Genomic DNA, 18,603 nt, shown 5'->3' with positions numbered 1-18,603 from the left:
TTTAATTTCCCCTTTTCGTTATACTTGCCAACTATTAAATTGGAAAGCATTCTCCGTTAAATGATTTGGATCATAATGTTTTAATATTTCGTCGTATTGTTCTTTATAGTCATTATCAACTTTAGCTTGAGGAATCACTTTACTTGCTTCATGTAAGAAATGATGCGAGTCGCGCCCCATTTCAGCGCCACGGGTCGTATGTTTATCAAGAGCATAATCAGGAATTTCTGGCACATAGCCCATCGCAAAGCTTTTAATCATGATATTTTTCAACAAATCAGAAGAGCGATCTTTTTCACTGGCACATAAGTAGCGGATCGCGTGGATAATATACATTAAACGATCGGATTCATTGTATTGGAATTCTTTACGCATTTGGTTAAACGTGTTGACCATCAAAGCAGCTTCTGGATTCCCCATTCCGATATCTTCCACTGAAATCGCTAGGAGACGGCGCCATAATTTTTCTTCATATTGAGGAGAGGTGATATACATTTCATAAGCAAACTCACATGCTTCTCTTTCGTAGCCACGGCGAATTGATTTTTGTAAGGCAGAAATGACCTCATCGCCTGGCAGGCCATTACGTGTTGTTGTCCGTGCCCAAGGATCTTGAATAATTTTTTTCTTTTCCATGTTATAATCTTCCTATCTATTATTTATTTTGAGGTGAAACAATGAATATTGAAACGTTAATTGAAAAATACCAGTTGAACGAAGCCGAAGCACAAGCCTTACGTTTTATGGAACAAAACAAGAGCCATTTGAAAAAAATCGGTATTCGTGAAGTGGCCAAACAAGCGTTTATCTCGACGGCAACGATTGTCAACATGTCCAAAAAAATTGGCTTTTCCGGCTATAGTGAATTGGTTTTTTCAATGCAAAACCCGATTGCGCCGAGTGTGTCTTTGACAAACGAACTGATTTCTGACGAACAAGTGACGGCCTTCAATACGTTACTCCAAACTTATCGCGACCATCGTATCATGGTGCTTGCTTCTGGTTTTTCACAAAACATCGCCAATTACATAAGTGAAGCACTCAATCTTTACGGTTTTCGTGCAACGGCCAATAGCCACTTAGAGTTTTTACGTGAAGCAATGGAAGATAACATTTTAATTTTCCTTATTTCCAATTCGGGTGAAACCCAACGACTGATTGAATTGGCACAACTCGCTCAAGAACACCAAATTGCAACCATTGCTTTTGTTGGGGTCGAGCAATCGACCATTGGCTCGCTTGCCCAATTAACTATTAGTAGTCAAACGTATTCACCGAAAGCTTTTCACGAGTTTGAGCCTAATTTATTTTTTGGCACGGCTTTAAATCAATTTGAGCTGTTATTAAGTGGCGCATTAAAATCGATTTATCAGCGTACTAATGAAGCCACTGACTAAAAGCGATTTGCTTACTTGTATTATAATCAGTTTTTTGAATTTTGTACGGGTTTTCTATGTTTTCAAAACTTTTTAAACGAACTTTAAACATGTTTAACAATAAACACGAATATAAAAGTTGAAAATAACGATTATTGTTCTTTGTTTCCGTTATAAACTTTTCAAATCACATCGCTGGTACTACTAGAGATGACGAGAATTGAACGCTTTAAAGCTAAAAAATAAAAAAACACCCGAACGATTCGCTCATTCGCGCAAAATCGTTCGGGTGTTTTCTTTTGATTACAATGATTCTTTGATTGGTGCTAATAAACGTAAGCCGTTAAGGATGACGACTAAGGTGCTTCCCTCATGAGCAATGACGCCTAAACCAATATCAATTTTCCCGAAAAAGTTCAGGAAGACAAGGAGCAACACGACTCCCATTGAGAAAATGATATTTTGCCACACGATTCGATCGAGTTTTTTAGCCACTTGATGGGCATATTTAAAGCGGGTTAAGTCATTTTTCATGATAACCGCATCGGCGACATCAATCGCGACATCGGTGCCATCGCCCATCGCAAAGCCAATGTCTGCTTTAACGAGTGCGGGTGCGTCATTGATGCCATCACCAACCATTACCGTCGTGCCATATTTGGCTTGAAGTTCTGTAATTAGTTGGGATTTATTTTCTGGTAAAACATTGCCTTTGACTTCATCTAAACCAATCATCTGCGCAACGGCTTGACCAGTTGCTTGCGCATCTCCGGTAATCATGACGGTTTTAATCCCTTGCTCTTTTAAGTAAGCAATGGTCGTTTTCGCTGACTCTTGCGGCAAGTCCATCATGGCAATAAAACCAACGACTTGTTTGTTTTCACTAAAGTAAACGACATTTTTTCCTTGATCTTTCAAACGGTTCGCTTGTTCTTCGATGGTTTCAGGAAGATGGTTGAATAGATCTGCTTTCCCGATTTGGTACGTTTGTTCTTGGTATGTTGCGATTAAGCCATGGCCAATTTTGTTTTCGACTGCAATTGGTAGTTCTGTCGCCGTCGTAAAGTGATTTAAAATGGCCTTAGCTAATGGGTGGTTGGCACTTTTTTCCATTGAAACGATTACGTTTATCCACTCTGATTGTTTTTGTTCGTCCATAAAGTAAACATCAGTCACGCTTGGATTGCCCTTTGTTAAGGTACCGGTTTTATCAAAGGCGATTGCTTTGATTTCTGACAAATTGGCTAAATAAGAGCCGCCTTTAAATAAGACACCACGTTTGGCTAAATTCGAAATACCAGATAAGGTAGCTGGTATCGCGCTAGCTGCTAAGGCACAAGGAGAAGCCGAAATCATTAAAACCATCCCGCGATAAAAACTAGTGTACGCGCCCCACTGAAAAATAAATATACCAAGTAAAATAAACAATGGCACGATCGCTAAAACGGTATTCACATAGTAGGGTTCGATTTTTTTAATTTTAGTTGCCGTTTTCGATAAATTTTGTTGCGACTGATTGACTAATTGAAGAATTTTGGCAAAGACGGTTTCAGATGAGTCTTTGGTGACTTCCATTGTAAAGGTGCCTGTACCATTAATCGTACTACCAAACACTTCTGCTCCAATGGTTTTTTCTTGCGGCATGCTTTCACCATTAATTGAAGATTCATTCAAAGTACTTGCCCCTGAGACAATCACGCCATCAGTTGGTACTTGGTCTCCTGGTAAGACTTGCAACTGATCACCAATTTGTAAACTTGCGACCTCGACTAATTCCGTATCGCCATTTGCTTTGATTAAGCGTGCTTGGGTTGGGTTCATTTTTAAAAGAGCCGTAATTTCTCTTTTACTCTTGCCTTCTGCATAATCTTCTAAAAAGTGAGCACCCGCAAAAATTAAAATTAGTAATGCGCCTTCATCAAAGTCCCCAATCAAAGCCGCCCCAAAAGCCGCCAGTGTCATTAAGACATGGACATTTGGTTTTAATTTTTTGGCTTTGAAACTATCAGTGATCGTCTCTCCAATCCCTTCCAATATGACGTGGTAGCCTGCCGTTAACATTGCCAAAAACATTAAGCTGTTCGCTAAAAAGGTTGGTAAAGGTAACAATAAGGTACCAACAAACAAAACAAAACCAACGACATATAAAATGACCGGTAGTTTGCCGTGGTTGTGTCCGCAACTTGAATGGTTATGCTCGTGGTCATGATTATGTTCATGACTGTGATCGTGGTCGCAATGGTGCTGCTTGTTTTTTTCATTGATTGTTTTTCTCATATAAACCCCTCCAAAACGAATATATGAATACTTGTTCATTTGTTAACTTCATTATATATGAATAAACAATCATTTGTCAATCTTTAAATACTACTTGAATGGCAAACTGATTTATCCTTTCAGTAAAGAAAAAAACGAAAAACAAACGGTTGATTTTTGGCCCGCATGTTTTTCGTTTTAACTTTCAGGTTAAAAAAGTGCTTTTTCTTCTTTTAATAGACGTAATCCGTTTAAAATAACTAAAATCGTACTCCCCTCATGACCTACAACGGCAATTGGGATGGTTAAGATTTGCAGTAAGTTTAGTGTAATCAAAGTTAAAATGACGGCTACACTAAAAATAATATTTTGTTTAATGACATTTTTCATTTTTTTCGACAAACGGTGCGTGTAAACCAACTTCGCTAAATTATTCTCCATAATTACTACGTCAGCTACATCCATTGCGACGTCTGTTCCTTCGCCCATTGCAACCCCAATCGTTGCAGTTGCTAATGCCGGTGCGTCGTTTACTCCGTCGCCAACCATTCCATTTTTACCATATTTTTCTTTTTGTTGTTGAACGTAAGTGACTTTATCTTCTGGTAGTAGTTCGCCAAAATATTCTTCGATATTTACTTCTTTGGCCATCGTCGCTGCTGTATGACGATTATCTCCTGTTAACATTACCGTGTGAATTCCCGCTTGGTTAAAGTAATTGACGGCTTCTTTGGCGTTCGTATTTAAAGTATCTAATAAGGCAATCGCACCAGAAAATTGATCGTTTTCTTCAACGTAAATCACTGTTTTTCCAGCTTGTTTCCATTCGAGTAATTGGTTTGGATCTGCATAATTTCCGCGTTTTTTTCCAACATAGTATTTGTTTTTTTCACTGATACTTTGAATACCACTCGCTGTGATTTCTTCTGTTTGAAGTGGGTAGCTTTCATATTCTGTCTGCCAATGTTTCACGATAGCTTGCGCTAATGGGTGTGTGCTTTTTTCTTCTAAGCCTAAAACATATGGTATCATTTGTTCTTTTGTTTGTGCCCAATATTCATCGGTTACGCTAAATTCCCCTTTTGTTAAAGTTCCTGTTTTATCAAAAGCAATACTTTGAATTTCTGCTAACTCTTCTAAATAAGTTCCACCTTTAAACAATACTCCATGACGAGCACCATTACTGATTGCACTTAACAATGCCGGAGTGGAACTGGCTACGAGCGCACACGGACTAGCCACCACTAAAAGATTGACCCCTCGGTAAACACTCTCATTCCAATCCCAATGCAAACCTAAGTAAAAGAATAACACGGCTAAAGGAACACCAAAAATGATTAGCATGACGTAACGATTTTCGATACGTTGAATAAAACTTTCGGTTTTTGTTTGACTATTTTGTGCAGCTTCAACTAATTTAATAATTTTTGCAAAAACAGTTTCTGATTGGTCTTTATTTACTTCAAATTCAAGTTCGTTACCTAAATTAATTGTTCCACCATAAACCTCTGCTCCTACGCTTTTCAAACGTGGAACACTTTCACCGTTTACAACTGATTCATCCAACTCAGAAGCCCCTTTTAAAATTACCCCATCTGTTGGAATATTTTCACCTTTAAAAACAGCGACCCGATCCCCCACAACTAAATCATCTGTAGCAATAATAGTATATTCACCATTAGCTAAAATTTTTCTAGCTTTTTTTGGTTGACGATTCATTAAACTATTAATTTCTCGTGCACTTTTTTCAGTAGCATACTCTTCCATTAAGTGTGAAAGACTGAAAATAAAAATTAAGACAGCCCCTTCGCGCCAATCACCAATAAGACCGGCACTAACTGCTGCTAAAATCATTAACAAATCGACATTAAAATGTTTTTCAGCCCATAATTCTTTGAATCCGTCAATAGTAATTTCAGTTCCACCACTAATGACTGAAGCTAAATAAATTATCCAACTGTATTGCCTGTGAAACCCAAAGTCTAAAATCATACCCAATACTAAAAAAACAATACATCCCACTGTGCTAATCAAAGTGCTATTTTCTTTTAATTTATTCATTTTCCTCACCCTTTTCGATTCTTGTTCTTAGTCATACATTAGCACCCTTTCTCTTGATATGATAGTCGTTTAAGCTAACTGAAAAAGATTATCGTTTTCGTTTCGCTGCTCGTTTTTTCTTGTCTCCTATTCTGATATACTGAATACAAAGGTTTTGATAGCGTTTGCTATTTTAAAAAAGGAGTGAGAAACGTGAAAATTGAGCATATCGGTATTTGGGTACAAGACTTAGAAATAATGAAAACTTTTTATGAGAACTATTTTCAAGCAACTAGCAATGCGCTCTACCATAACCAAACAACTGGGTTTCGTTCTTATTTTTTATCTTTTGCAACTGGTGGTCGCTTGGAACTCATGCATAAAGACCAGATGGTTACTCCCTTACTAGCCGATTGTTTTGGTTATGCGCATTTAGCAATGGCGGTGGGCGACAAGCAGGCCGTTGATCAGTTGGTTGCACGGCTGCAAGCAGATGGTTTTGCATTAATAAACGGGCCTCGAACAACCGGAGATGGTTATTATGAAGCCGTGATTCAAGACCCTGAAGGAAACTTAGTTGAAATCATGGCTGAATAAATTACCAAAAGAAAAATTTATATTCTAGTAAAAAAATAAAGACCAGCCATTTCAATGTACTTCATATTGAAATGAATGGTCTTTATTTCTATATTTTATATTCGCTTTTGTTCTTTTAACCAATCAATTGTATCGCGCAAACTTAATTCTAAACGCCTTGTTTGATAGCCCAGTTCTCTTGTTGCTTTTTCATGTGAGAAATTCGCATTGCTAGTTAAAGTATAGAGCGAATAGGGCGTATATAGCGGCGTTTGCTTGCGTAATTTATAATAGTATTCGGCGAGTGGTGCGGTTGTTTTTAAGATAAAAAGTGGTAAATAAGTTTTTATTTTCTGACGTCCAGAGATTTGTTGTAACAAATTCAAAACTTCTTTAATCGTATAAAAATGATTCGATAACAGATAACATTCTCCGCGGCGCCCTTTCTCACAAGCAAGTAAAATCCCCTGAGCGACGTCTCGCACATCCACAAAATCATAGCCGCCAACAATCCCCGCCGTTAACTTTCCTTGATAATATTCCGTCACTAAGTTGGTCAAATGTCCTTTGCCATAGTCATACGGACCGACAATACCGGACGGGTGGACGATGACCGCGTTTAATCCTTCTTTCGTCGCGGCTAAAACATCGGCTGTCGCTTGCGCTTTGGTTTTAGCGTACTGACCGACAACCAATCATTATTTTTCTTTCAAATAAACAGAAGCAACTTCAAACCAATAGCTCATTGTATCTTCGCGTACATCAAGTGTAGCATTGACACTGCGAAAAACAATGATGCCACTCACTTGGTCATTACTGAATGTGTGACTCATATCTGCTAACGGCACTTCAATGGTATCGCCGGCGCCCAGTGGGTATTTTTTCAAAATGGTATCAAGGTAATTACTCATATTTTCTTCTAAAATGACTTGGTTATCTAACGTAATTTTTAGTTTGGGAATGCTTTGATCGGTTGTCCCTGTCATCCACTGCACTTGATACTCGCCATTTTTGCCAGCAATCGTATCCGAGATGGCTGCTTCTCCATAATAACTACCTAAAAGGATTGCCCAATCGTAGTCTACAATTGGAATCGCACCTGGTTCAATTTGTAAAAAGACTTCTTGATACCGTGTGCTTGGTTGACTACCTGGTGAATCTGGATAAACTGGCGCAAAGCCCATCACTTTTTCAAAGGTTGCTTGATTAAAAAGCTCATCGTTTAGCCATTTCGGGATGGCCTCTTCATTTTGTCCGGCTAAAAAAAGAGCCGATGAAGTGATTTTCACGCGAGTCTCACGGACAAGTTCTTCACTTCCTGGAACAATCGCCCCTTCTTTAAACATATTCGCATCGACTAATAGCTGCTCTAAACGTTTGGTTTGTAAGCGAACGGGTAAGGACTGATAGCCCACGACTGGCAACACCGTAAACAACATCGCCCCCATCGTAATCCATAAGATAAAGACGTAGGCCCATTCTTTTTTGAATAAAATAAGTAACATGCTACTGATGGCAACAACCCAAATCACGATAAAATAATATTCGGTTGTTTGTAACCCATACGTGTTTAAATGCATCACCAACGCCCAAGCTTCAAAAGCTAAAATAACGAGCGCGGCATAAGGATACGATTTTAAATAAAAATCAGTGATTGGTGTTTTTGCTTCTACTACCATCATATGCAGCCAAAGTCCCACGACGGAATAGGTTGTCGCAATCCCAGACAGACGGACAAAGTTTGAACCAACGCCTTGGAAGATGGTTTTTACCGTCCACAAAAGTAAAACGATGGTTAAAGCAATCATGATTGGTGTTAAAATATACGCGAATAGCAAATGAATAAAGCGCGCTTGTTTTTCGGCAGCGAGCCATTTTTCATCTTTCTCGGTAGCTGAAAAATTGGGTAATGCACCTAAAAATAACATAAACGTCACTAGACCAACGAGAGCGCCAAGGTATTGATAAACTTTAAAACTCATTTGCGTATACAACAAAGCTTGAATCGCCCCGGCAATCGCAGACGTTCCCGCCATTAACACCAAGCCATAAATACCCGCGACAACCAGCGCTTTTTGATTCATAAAAATGGCGCGTGAAATTTCAGGTTTTTCTTTTGGACGACTCGCAAAAAACAGATAGGCAAAAAACATAACTAAAGTAATCGTCGTCATACGAACGTGAGCAATCTCAGACAAAATCGGATACTTGAAATAGTCATTCGCTCCTGGTATTCTTGCCCCTAAAAAGTACAAACTTAAAAAGGCAACTAAGGTCGCAATACCCGTCGTTAAATTGGCAAGGAGCAAAGGGTGTGGTTGATTGTTCTTGCGACGGACATAAGTGGTTGCCATTAAACCAAAAATAGCACCAAAACTAAACGCCCAATGCAAACTATTAAATAAAAGATTATACGGTTCTTGTTGTTGCCACTCGAGTTGAATGCGAATCATTGTTACAATGGTAAATAAAATCGCATTCAGGCTTGTGATCGGAAACGTTGCAACCGCCTCAAAAGCGCCCTTCCACATTTTTTCAATCGATTTTCCAAACTGATTCATCGAAAACACCTCCGCCATTCTCGTTTCTTTCTAATCAAATTATAACACATTTCAAAAGAATCAAGCGAAATCAACACGTGATGATGTATATAAGATATAGTAAAAGTAAATAAAAATTTTAGGAAGTCTTGTATGAAAAAGAAACAAGAAAATGAATTGATTCATTTTGCTACGATTGGTATTTTGATGGTTATTGCATCGTTTGTTTATCCAGCCTTTGCCGCTATTCGTAAAATTGGTTTTTTAGCGATTGCTCTTGGTCTTATCCCTTTATTTTATGCGGTTATTAGCCAAAAGAAACGGTTTAGTCAAGCAAAATTACAAGAAATTGACAAAATGAGCGGTTTTGAATTTGAGCAGTATTGCTATTTCTTGCTACTAAATAGCGGATATGATTCTGCTGTGACGACTAACGATGGTCCTGATCAAGGCGTTGATGTGATTGCAACTAAAAATAAAGAAAAATACGCCTTTCAATGTAAACGCTGGAATAAAAAAGTTGGTAACAAAGCCATTCAAGAAATCTACGCTGGAAAAGATTATTACGGCCTTCAACACGCGATAGTTATTACCAATCCGTCCTTCACCGATTCCGCCAAGCAACTTGCCAAAAAATTAAATGTCCAACTTTGGGACCGTGATACGTTGGCCAAACAAATCGAAACGTATCATTATAAAAAGAGATAAAAAAAACTTGTGACTAAGAGATGGTCACAAGCTTTCTTTATTTTCAGAATAATTTCCTTCTGGTAAATATTTATCTTTTTGGATGATAAGTTTTTTACTAAGCGTGATTGCCAATAGACAAACGAAGGCACATAAAACGCAGACTTAATAGCTGACAAAATAAAACAACCGCAAGTGAACTTGTTTCGTTCCCAAAGAGCGAGGTAATGAGTGAAATAAAGACAATCGCAAAACTCACGAGTAAAAATGAACGGGTGACGATTGCTTTTTGAAAGAAATGTTTTTCTTTTTTTGTATTTGCTGCTTTAATCTGATTTTTCAAAGCAAGTGGGGATAACTGTAAAGCTTGATAAAAACGCATAAATAGGAACTCCTTTTAAAAATAAAGTGCGTAGAGGAGTACAACGCGAATTCGGTCTTCTGGCAAGAACGAGTACAAAAACCCGAAAGCTCGATTTTTACGTCTGCTTTCGGGATAAATTTTAGCTAAAAATTGGTCTCGTCTGGATTGCTCGCATTGCCTGCTTGGCCATGGAATTGGTTGATTTGCTCCATATCAGCCGATGAAATTTCAAAATCAAAAAGAGCGAGATTTTCGATAATTCGTTCTTTCGTCACCGATTTAGGCAGTGGCAAGAAGCCTTTTTGTAAACTCCAGCGTAACACCAATTGTGCGACCGTTTTATTGTATTTTTGTGCGAGTGTTTGAAGCGCCGTCACTTCAAAAATTTTACCGGTTCCAAGCGGACTATAGGCTTCACTTAAAAGACCATGTGCTTGGTTAGCGGCTACAATTTTTTCTTGTTGATCACTTGGATTGAGTAGAATTTGATTGACGACTGGTTGAATCTTAGCTGTTTCTAACAAAGCAGCGAGATGGTGGGGATGGAAATTCGAGACACCAATTGCGCGGATTTTCCCTGCAACAACGGATTCTTCCATGGCACGCCAAACGTCCGCATTTCTTTTTTGCCAATTCTCGCGAAAAGCCAGTGGATTCGGCCAGTGAATTAAATACAAATCGAGATACGTTAGATTTAATTTTGCTAGTGAATCCGCAATCGCTACTTTCGCTTCTTCATACGTGCCAACTTTATTTGAAAGCTTCGTTGTAATAAATAATTCTTCCCTTGCAAGACCACTTTTGGCAATCGCTTGACCGACCGATGCTTCGTTTTCGTAAGCAGCAGCGGTATCAATATGACGATAGCCCGCCTCAAGTGCCGTTAAAACCGCTTCTTCTGCCACCTGTCCACTTGGCGTTTGCCATGTCCCAAAACCAAGGATTGGAATTTTGCTACCATTACTTAACTGATAAGTTGATTCTAAATTCATTTTTCTACCACTCCTTCACTGATTTTCTTTCTTTAGTTTAACACATTTTGGCTTTTCATTCGGAAAAAAGGCCCTAATTTGATCAATTTGAGTACTTTAATAATAATTAATGAATAAAAATTCAAAAATGCTTGCTTTTCCTCTTTTTATGAATTATTATACATTACATACTCATAAAACAAGAGAAATATTCATTATATAAACTTTTATTGAATATTTTAGAAAGGGGCTTCCGATGGATTATTCTTTCACATTAGGAATTGTCATGAATTTTGGTAAGTTAGTCAAATGGATTCCGACTTTTATTGACGGAACCGTTCTGACCATCATACTCTCATTAACAACTGTGTTCTTTGGCTCAATTATTGGTTTATTCGCCACCTTATTACAACAATCACCCAAAAAAGCTTTACGAGGTTTAGCGAATATTTATACACAAGTTATTCGCGGAACACCACTCTTAGTCCAATTGTATATTTGGTTGTATGGTTTCCCAATGATTGGATTAAGTATTCCTGCACTCCCTTTTTTAGGTGAAACATTTGGTTCACGTGATTTTTTAACCGCCGTTGTGGCACTTTCCATTAACTCTGGTGCTTATATTTGTGAATTACTCCGTGGCGGACTAGAGTCAATCGATAAGGGGCAAATGGAAGCCGGCCGCTCATTAGGGCTTAGCCGTCGCCAAACAATGAATGCCGTCATTGTCCCACAAGCCATTCGCGTCATCTTACCTGGTTTAGGCAATGAATTTATTACCATGATTAAAGAATCTTCCATTGTGTCGGTTGTCGGTATTTTTGATGTCATGTATACCAGTAACATCATTAAAGCTTCGACGTATTCCATTTTTGAACCGCTCATTGTTATTTCGGTCATTTATTTTGTCTTAACTTTTATTTTAACAGCTTTAATGAAACGTTTGGAAAAGAGGTTGAGTGTCTATGATTAAAACAATCGATTTAAAAAAGAGTTTTGGTGACTTAGAAGTGTTAAAAGGCATTTCAACTGAAATTAAAAAAGGAGAAGTCGTCGCAGTTATCGGCCCTTCTGGTTCCGGTAAATCAACCTTTTTACGTTGTTTAAATTTAATGGAACAACCAACAAGTGGCGAAGTCTATTTTAAAGAAGAAGCCTTAACCGATCCAACTTTAAAAGAAGCCCAAATCGATCAAATTCGACAACACATTGGCATGGTTTTCCAACATTTCAATTTATTTCCTAACTTAACGGTACTGGATAATATTATTTTAGCCCCGATGAAATTAAAAAATTTGTCTAAAGAAGAAGCAAGTAAAATTGCAGAAGACTTATTAAAAAAAGTTGGGCTACTTGATAAAAAAGATGTTTATCCCAATAAATTATCAGGTGGTCAAAAACAACGGGTCGCGATTGCTCGAGCATTGGCGATGGAACCAGAATTAATGTTGTTTGACGAACCGACTTCCGCACTTGATCCAGAAATGGTCAAAGAAGTGCTATTAGTTATTCAAGCACTGGCAAACACGCATTTAACGACTGTGTTGGTGACACATGAAATGAACTTTGCCAAACAAGTTGCTTCTCGAGTCCTTTTTATTGATCAAGGGGTCATTGTTGAAGAAGGCACTCCTGAAGAACTCTTTGAACATCCAAAAGAAGAACGGACGAAAGTTTTTCTTGATAAAATTACTTTTTAAAAAAATGGAGGAATGAAAATGAAACTTTCTAAAAAAATAAAATTAACGATGGCCAGTCTTTTTGCTTTCACTTTGCTCGCTGCTTGTGGCAGTAATGGACAAACAGAGGATTCAAATACTGGCACAACAAAGAAAAATGGGGCTGACCAATTAACGCAAATTAAAGAAGCTGGTAAATTAGTCATTGCAACGTCACCTGACTTCCCTCCTGCTGAATTTTATATTTTAAAAGATGGTAAAAAAGAAATTGTTGGGTCAGATATTGCTTTAGCCCAAGCGATTGCGGATGAAATTGGCGTGAAATTAGAAATTAAAGCGACTGCCTTTGATGGTGTTTTAGCAAATGTTCAAACGGGCAGCGTCGACTTTGGAATTGCAGCTTTTGTTGGAACGGACGAACGTGGCGCAGTGATGGAGTTTTCTGATGGTTACCAACAAGAAGCAGCGGATGGTTTCCAAGGGGTGTTATTAAGCAAAACAAATGCAGAAAAATATCAAACTTTAGATGAATTAAAAGCGGCTAAATTAACCGTGGGTGCACAAAGCGCCTCCATTCAATACGAATTAGCAACGACGATTACTGATGCTAAGAAAATTAAACAATTTGCAACAATGGACGCGGCTCTTTTAGCTTTAAACTCAGGTGACGTGGATGCTTTAACGGTTTCAACTTCAAACGTGACGCCGATGCTTGCAACTTTCCCTGATTTAGTGATTTTACCACAAGAAACGTTTGACTTAGATCCGACACAACGTTATGCAACAAACGTCATTGGTTTTCCAAAACAAAATGACAATGCGGCTTTAATCGAGTTAGCCAACCAAGTTATTCAAGAAAACCTTGAAAACGGCAACTTAGAAAAATGGCGTGCAGAATACACTGAAATGGCTGTAAATGCAGTGGAATAGGAGCGATAATTTATGACAACCGATACTATAAAAGCCCACGACTTGATCTTACAATCGGTCGAAGACAAAATTGATGATTACATGGTCCTTGTGCAAACGATGTATGACAATCCTGAAATTGGGAATGAAGAATTTGAAACAATGGCGTTATTAGTGGATTATTTGGACAAGGCTGGCTTTAAAACAACGGCTGGCTATGTTGTGCCGACTGGCTTTATTGGCGAATATGATACTGGCAAACCTGGCCCTGTGATTGCGGTCATGTGTGAATACGACGCCCTACCTGAAGTTGGTCATGGTTGTGGCCATAACTTAATTGCAGGCATTGGTGTCGCAACCGGTGAAGCCGTCAAAGGAATCATTGATCAATTTGGTGGTAAATTACTAGTTGTTGGTACACCAGCAGAAGAAAACTTTGGTGGAAAAGTCAGTATGGCACAAGCCGGTGTTTTTGATAACGTTGACGTAGCGTTAATGGTGCACCCTGGCTCTCAAAATGGTGTCGGTGGCCGCTCAAATGCTTTAAATCCGATTAAGTTTGAATTTTTTGGTAAAAATGCCCATGCTTGTCAACCACAAACAGGAGCATCTGCCTTAGATGCAGCGGTGATGAGCTATTTGCAAATTAATTTGATTCGTCAATTTGTCAACCCACATACGTATATCCACGGCGTTGTTAAAGATGGCGGACAAGCAGCCAATGTCATTCCTGGATATGCTTCATTAGAATATTATTTCCGCGCACCGACAATGGCTTACGCAAAAGAAGTCACCGAAAAAGCCGTAAAAGCGGTTGAAGGCATTTGTTTAGCCAATGACGTGACTTATAAAACTTCTGTCTACGAATGCCCCTATGAAGATACGGTCATTAATTATGCTTTAGCCGATCTTTTAACGGAAAAATATCAAGAACTTGGGTTAACGGATATTCAGCCGGTTGATGAAGTCGCTACTGGTTCAACGGATGTTGGTGCCGTTAGTTATAAATGCCCAACCATTCAAGGTTTTATTAAAATTTGTGGCGAAGAAGTAGGTGCTCATACAAAAGAAATGGCCGCTGCGACCATCTCACCTGATGGGAAAAATGGCCTAATTAAAGCCGCCCAAGGGTTAGGCTTAACGATTTTAGATTTACTAGAAAACCCGGATAAGCTTACCGCTATCAAAAAAGAATTTGATGAAACCATTGCAACCTTAAAATAAATTTAGCAGCAAACAAGCACGCTTAGAAGAAAAGAGCATTTCTTCTAAGCGTGCTTGTTTTTATTTCAATTTTAGACAAACGCTTTTTCCGCTTCGTCGCTATCGTTGCCTTGTTTTTTATCGTCTTATTGTTTTGTCTGGGAATTTCGCTTCTACACGATAAATCGGTTGGCCTTTTTCTGAGAATTTTTGCTCATACTCGGTCATGATGTTGCCTTCATAGCCACTATGATGCAAGTCAAGCCAAACTTTTTGTAAGATGAGTCCATATTGCGAGAAGCTAGCTAAAGAATATTCAAATAAGCCTTGGTTATCCGTTTTAAAATGAATTTCGCCTGCTGGACGCAAGATTTGCTCATCAACGGCTAAAAACGTTTTGTACGTTAAGCGCCGTTTTTCATGACGGGTTTTTGGCCAGGGATCAGAGAAATTCAAATAAATTTGATCGACTTCACTGTCGGCAAAATAATTCGTTAATTCTGAGCCATCAACATGTAATAGTTGTAAGTTTGGAATATTTTCTTCGATCAATTTATCTAAGGCAAATGAAACGACACTGACTTGCATGTCAATCCCGATATAATTGATTGTAGGATTGGCTTTTGCCATGCCAGCTATGAATTGACCTTTCCCCATGCCAATTTCAATATGAATTGGATGGTCATTACCAAAACGCTCTGCCCAACGTCCTTTCCATTTTTGTGGCTCATCAACCACAAATTGCGGATGTGAGGCAATTAATTCTTCGGCTCCTGTTCTTTTTCTTACACGCATACTTTTTTTCCTTTCTTTTTGAGCAAAAAATGGAGAAGTGTTGCTCCCCCATTTTTACTGAATATAGATTCGTTTTAATTGTAAAATTTCTTGATTCATTGCTTGGTAATCGCCTTTGTGGTAGTATTTTTTTATTTCTTGCAACATACTTAAAATGGCGTACCAATAAGTTTTCTCGATAATTTCGTTTCTAGGATGAACACCGTAACTAATTAGCCATTGGCGCCAATTAGAAACCGGAACATAATGCCCTAATACATTTCCAATATCCACAAATGGATCGCCAAACATCACGGAATCCCAATCGACTAAGTAGAGATAATGGTTACATACGAGCCAATTTCTTTCATTTACATCGCCATGGACCACCGTTTTTTCTTTCGTATGAAAAGCTGGGATATGTTGACGTAAGTATTGATAAACAAGCGTTAAAAATTGGTTTTCTTTCATCACTTTCGGTAAATCGGCTTCATAAGCTTGGAGTAATTTTTCAGGTGAATACGTTTGACCACCCATTTTCTCAAGCATGTTTTTTAAAGAATCTGAATGGTGTAAATGGTACAAAACATCAATAACATCGTTTCGTTCCCCCATTTCTTCTGGCGTTAGTAAGCGACCTTCGAGCCACTCTTGCGCCGATAAGACGTCCCCATTACCGGTCCGTTTAGTCCAAACAAGTTTCGGAGTAATCCCTTCTTTAGATAATGCTGCTAACATTGGGGTGGTGTTGCGTTTAATAAAGACTTTTTCTTGCGCTTTTAAGCCGAGATACGTTTTACCAGTATCGCCTTTGATTGGTCGAATTTGCCATTCACTATCTAAACGAAGATCCATCTTTACACCCCCTATATTTTTTAAGCAGTACGAATCATTTTAGCTTCTTAACACCGCTTCGTCAAGACGCTTGTACGTTCCCCTTGTTTTTTTTAGCCTTTTTTTAAATAAAGGCGTTTAAATACCTAGCTTTTTGTTTGTTTTAGCGAAACGATACGGTAAATAAAACTGAACAAAGAGCCCGACAAACACAAAATAACTACCGCTGACTAGTAGTTTTGCTGACCAATTCGTTAAAGTTAGGCTAACAATGACACTAAAAACAGCAGCCACAACGAATAGTAAAACCGTTAAAAGCTTTTTTAGAGCTTGTTCTTTTTGACTGGTTGCTAGTGGATAAAGTAACACGGTCGTTGTGTACCGAAATTGTTGTCCTAGTGGCAATAGTTGAAAACCAATTAAGTATAAAAACAACGCGCCAATCCCTAACGCAAACCAAATTTCGTTGATAAAGGCCAGAAAAAGACCACCAATCACAACTAAACGCAGGTACAAGCCACTATACTCTGTGCCACGTAAAAAATGACGCGCAAATAAATACAAATACGTGTTTTCTTGGCGTAATGGTATTTTTTGCAAAAGAATATCAAAGTGCTTCCGTCGTTTGACTTGTCCTTTCATTTCCGGCACATCGGTAAATAAATGGATGAACTGATACAAACGATGCAAACGCGACTGTTCCACTTGGATGAGTCTTTCCCAATCAAGCCGAGCCGTATTTTTCTTCCAAGTAAATAAATAAAAGCTCCCTACTTGAATGATGGCCAACGCTAACCCTAAAAGATACGTATAAAAAAGGCTAACTGCTAAAATTGCTGTACTACTACTTAGCCATAAGCTATAAAATTGCCAACGTTTTGGGCGCATCCCTTGGTAAAAATCAAGTTGTTGTACAAAAAGATGACTCGCTTTTAAAATCCAAAGGAGCAAAATAAAAAAGGCCGTACTTTGAAACGTCACTTTTGTACTGGCAACGACAACTAAAGGCATCGAAAAAGCCGTCGTTAAAATCAATAACCCAAATGGTAAATAACAACTATAAAGAAAAGCTTGCACTAAATATTGACGCATCGCTCGTTCTTTTGGCAACAAAAAAACCGCATCGGGTAATTGCGTCAGACTAGCAAAGTGACCTAAATGGAGCGTCATTAACCAAAAAACAAGGACAATCACATTGCCTAGAGGAAATGGACTAGGCAATGTTTTTAATAAATCTGCATAATAAAAGCCTAAACCACCCACTAAAAAAGTCATCGTCAACGCAAAATGGTCATTGATCACATAACGTAAATAGCGTTGCATCTTTTTTTGATGCTTGGCGACTCGTTGTTGAAAAAATTGCTTCATTTTATTAATCCTCCTTCGTTAACGCGATGTAAATTTCGTCTAACGAAGCTTGCGGCAACCCAAATTCCACTTGAAGTTCCGCTAAGGTGCCTTGCGCGCGTATCTTCCCTTCATGCAAAATCACAAACCGATCACAATGTTTTTCTGCCGTTGCTAACACGTGCGTTGACATTAAAATTGAAACGCCGGTTTGTTTCATCTCATCAAATAACGTTAATAATGCATGAATGGCTAAAGGATCTAGACCTAAAAAAGGTTCGTCCACAATTAATAAACTTGGCTCAATTAAAAGGGCACACAAAATCATGACTTTTTGTTTCATCCCTTTTGAGAAGTTTGCTGGAAACCAGTCCGTTCGATTTTCTAAGCGAAAAGTTTTCAACAATTTTTTAGCACGGGCTTGCGCCAATTCTTGGGGGATATCATAAGCCATCGCTGTCACTTCAATGTGCTCTTTTAAGGTTAATTCTTCGTAAAGCACGGGCGTTTCAGGAATGTAGCCAATTTTTTTACGATAAGCTTCCGCCTCTTTTTTTAGCGTTAAACCATCAAGTGTAATCGTACCAGCTTGCGGTTCGAGTAACCCCATAATTTCTTTGATTGTTGTGCTTTTTCCAGCACCGTTTAAACCAATTAATCCGACTAATTCATGGTCACGAACCTCAAAACTAATCTCTTTTAACACCGGTAAATGGCCATAGCCACCTGTTACATCTTTTAAAACAAGGGTCATAAATTTTTTCCTCCAAAATGTCTTATTATAATTATAATGCTTTCCTAGCTAGAAAACCACCTGTTCTGCTCGTTTTAACTGTTCCTTTGAATTTATTTTTGGATGGTCTTTTCAAAAAAATTTACTGTTATTCAGCTGAAAATCAAAAATTACCTAGTTTTTTTCATTTGAAAATTTTACATGGCGAATGCGAATTAATGTCTATTGAATAATTGTTGAATATTCATAATACGCCCAATTTTTAAATATTGACATTGTTCCAATACTTAATAATTTGTGAAAGTGTAGCCATT

17 protein-coding genes and 1 pseudogene are annotated in these 18,603 nt (G+C 38.3%); 7 read left to right on the top strand and 11 right to left on the bottom strand.

All coding sequences use genetic code 11. The features are described 5' to 3' along the window. Positions 1 to 18: 18 nt before the first annotated feature. Positions 19 to 636 (bottom strand): AAA family ATPase, encoded by a 618-nt coding sequence (locus tag JOD14_RS01010; RefSeq protein WP_204652827.1) that lies wholly within the window; start codon positions 634 to 636, stop codon positions 19 to 21. A 41-nt stretch (positions 637 to 677) separates the two neighbouring features. Here JOD14_RS01010 and JOD14_RS01005 point away from each other — a divergent pair, with 41 nt between their 5' ends. After that, positions 678 to 1,397: a MurR/RpiR family transcriptional regulator gene (locus JOD14_RS01005; RefSeq protein ID WP_204652826.1), complete on the top strand. Its 720-nt coding sequence runs from the start codon at positions 678 to 680 to the stop codon at positions 1,395 to 1,397. Between the two features lie 282 nt (positions 1,398 to 1,679). On the opposite strand, the gene JOD14_RS01000 is transcribed toward JOD14_RS01005, so the two are convergent. Both JOD14_RS01000 and JOD14_RS00995 read right to left on the bottom strand, forming a co-directional pair. Next, entirely contained in the window at positions 1,680 to 3,653 is a 1,974-nt protein-coding gene (locus JOD14_RS01000) for a heavy metal translocating P-type ATPase (protein ID WP_204652825.1), read from the bottom strand. 189 nt (positions 3,654 to 3,842) lie between these two features. Further along, the gene (locus JOD14_RS00995) at positions 3,843 to 5,693 is read right to left on the bottom strand and encodes a heavy metal translocating P-type ATPase (RefSeq protein WP_204652824.1); all 1,851 of its coding nucleotides are present in this window, start codon (positions 5,691 to 5,693) and stop codon (positions 3,843 to 3,845) included. Positions 5,694 to 5,885: 192 nt separating this feature from the next. Here JOD14_RS00995 and JOD14_RS00990 point away from each other — a divergent pair, with 192 nt between their 5' ends. Continuing rightward, a complete protein-coding gene (locus JOD14_RS00990) occupies positions 5,886 to 6,269 on the top strand; it encodes a VOC family protein (protein WP_204652823.1) in 384 nt (127 codons plus the stop codon). Between the two features lie 95 nt (positions 6,270 to 6,364). On the opposite strand, the gene JOD14_RS00985 is transcribed toward JOD14_RS00990, so the two are convergent. Both JOD14_RS00985 and JOD14_RS00980 read right to left on the bottom strand, forming a co-directional pair. Beyond that, on the bottom strand, positions 6,365 to 6,943 hold the full coding sequence (locus JOD14_RS00985; protein ID WP_204652822.1) for an NAD-dependent epimerase/dehydratase family protein: 579 nt from the start codon (positions 6,941 to 6,943) through the stop codon (positions 6,365 to 6,367). 3 nt (positions 6,944 to 6,946) lie between these two features. Further along, a complete protein-coding gene (locus JOD14_RS00980) occupies positions 6,947 to 8,809 on the bottom strand; it encodes a DUF4153 domain-containing protein (protein WP_204652821.1) in 1,863 nt (620 codons plus the stop codon). A gap of 132 nt (positions 8,810 to 8,941) precedes the next feature. Between JOD14_RS00980 and JOD14_RS00975 the strand changes: the two genes are divergently transcribed. Beyond that, on the top strand, positions 8,942 to 9,496 hold the full coding sequence (locus tag JOD14_RS00975) for a restriction endonuclease (protein ID WP_204652820.1): 555 nt from the start codon (positions 8,942 to 8,944) through the stop codon (positions 9,494 to 9,496). Between the two features lie 97 nt (positions 9,497 to 9,593). Here the strand turns inward: JOD14_RS00975 and JOD14_RS00970 are convergent, their stop codons facing one another. Both JOD14_RS00970 and JOD14_RS00965 read right to left on the bottom strand, forming a co-directional pair. After that, the gene (locus JOD14_RS00970) at positions 9,594 to 9,857 is read right to left on the bottom strand and encodes a hypothetical protein (RefSeq protein ID WP_204652819.1); all 264 of its coding nucleotides are present in this window, start codon (positions 9,855 to 9,857) and stop codon (positions 9,594 to 9,596) included. A gap of 125 nt (positions 9,858 to 9,982) precedes the next feature. Further along, on the bottom strand, positions 9,983 to 10,831 hold the full coding sequence (locus tag JOD14_RS00965; RefSeq protein ID WP_204652818.1) for an aldo/keto reductase: 849 nt from the start codon (positions 10,829 to 10,831) through the stop codon (positions 9,983 to 9,985). A 235-nt stretch (positions 10,832 to 11,066) separates the two neighbouring features. Between JOD14_RS00965 and JOD14_RS00960 the strand changes: the two genes are divergently transcribed. Genes JOD14_RS00960 through JOD14_RS00945 form a run of 4 tightly spaced genes read left to right on the top strand, consistent with a single transcriptional unit; the run spans position 11,067 to position 14,622 of the window. Next, positions 11,067 to 11,783: an amino acid ABC transporter permease gene (locus JOD14_RS00960; RefSeq protein ID WP_204652817.1), complete on the top strand. Its 717-nt coding sequence runs from the start codon at positions 11,067 to 11,069 to the stop codon at positions 11,781 to 11,783. Further along, positions 11,776 to 12,510 (top strand): amino acid ABC transporter ATP-binding protein, encoded by a 735-nt coding sequence (locus JOD14_RS00955; protein WP_204652816.1) that lies wholly within the window; start codon positions 11,776 to 11,778, stop codon positions 12,508 to 12,510. Before JOD14_RS00960 ends, JOD14_RS00955 begins: the two co-directional genes overlap by 8 nt. Positions 12,511 to 12,528: 18 nt before the next feature. Further along, on the top strand, positions 12,529 to 13,419 hold the full coding sequence (locus tag JOD14_RS00950; protein WP_204652815.1) for a transporter substrate-binding domain-containing protein: 891 nt from the start codon (positions 12,529 to 12,531) through the stop codon (positions 13,417 to 13,419). Positions 13,420 to 13,431: 12 nt separating this feature from the next. Beyond that, positions 13,432 to 14,622 carry a M20 family metallopeptidase gene (locus JOD14_RS00945; RefSeq protein WP_204652814.1) on the top strand — a complete coding sequence of 397 codons (1,191 nt, stop codon included), beginning with the start codon at positions 13,432 to 13,434 and terminating at the stop codon, positions 14,620 to 14,622. 117 nt (positions 14,623 to 14,739) lie between these two features. On the opposite strand, the pseudogene trmB reads toward JOD14_RS00945, so the two are convergent. From trmB to JOD14_RS00925, 4 genes and pseudogenes are all read right to left on the bottom strand, one after another. Beyond that, positions 14,740 to 15,399 (bottom strand): annotated as a pseudogene (gene trmB / locus JOD14_RS00940) (tRNA (guanosine(46)-N7)-methyltransferase TrmB); the annotation flags it as partial. A gap of 51 nt (positions 15,400 to 15,450) precedes the next feature. Then, positions 15,451 to 16,230: a phosphotransferase family protein gene (locus JOD14_RS00935; RefSeq protein WP_204652812.1), complete on the bottom strand. Its 780-nt coding sequence runs from the start codon at positions 16,228 to 16,230 to the stop codon at positions 15,451 to 15,453. 117 nt (positions 16,231 to 16,347) lie between these two features. Next, positions 16,348 to 17,577 carry an ABC transporter permease gene (locus JOD14_RS00930; RefSeq protein WP_204652811.1) on the bottom strand — a complete coding sequence of 410 codons (1,230 nt, stop codon included), beginning with the start codon at positions 17,575 to 17,577 and terminating at the stop codon, positions 16,348 to 16,350. A gap of 4 nt (positions 17,578 to 17,581) precedes the next feature. Further along, positions 17,582 to 18,310, bottom strand: coding sequence for an ABC transporter ATP-binding protein (locus JOD14_RS00925; protein ID WP_204652810.1), 729 nt, complete (start codon positions 18,308 to 18,310; stop codon positions 17,582 to 17,584). Between the last annotated feature and the right edge of the window lie 293 nt (positions 18,311 to 18,603).

Source organism: Enterococcus lemanii, from assembly GCF_016909125.1.
Taxonomy (GTDB): domain Bacteria; phylum Bacillota; class Bacilli; order Lactobacillales; family Enterococcaceae; genus Enterococcus_I; species Enterococcus_I lemanii.
This window is presented reverse-complemented; position numbering and strand designations above follow the sequence as displayed.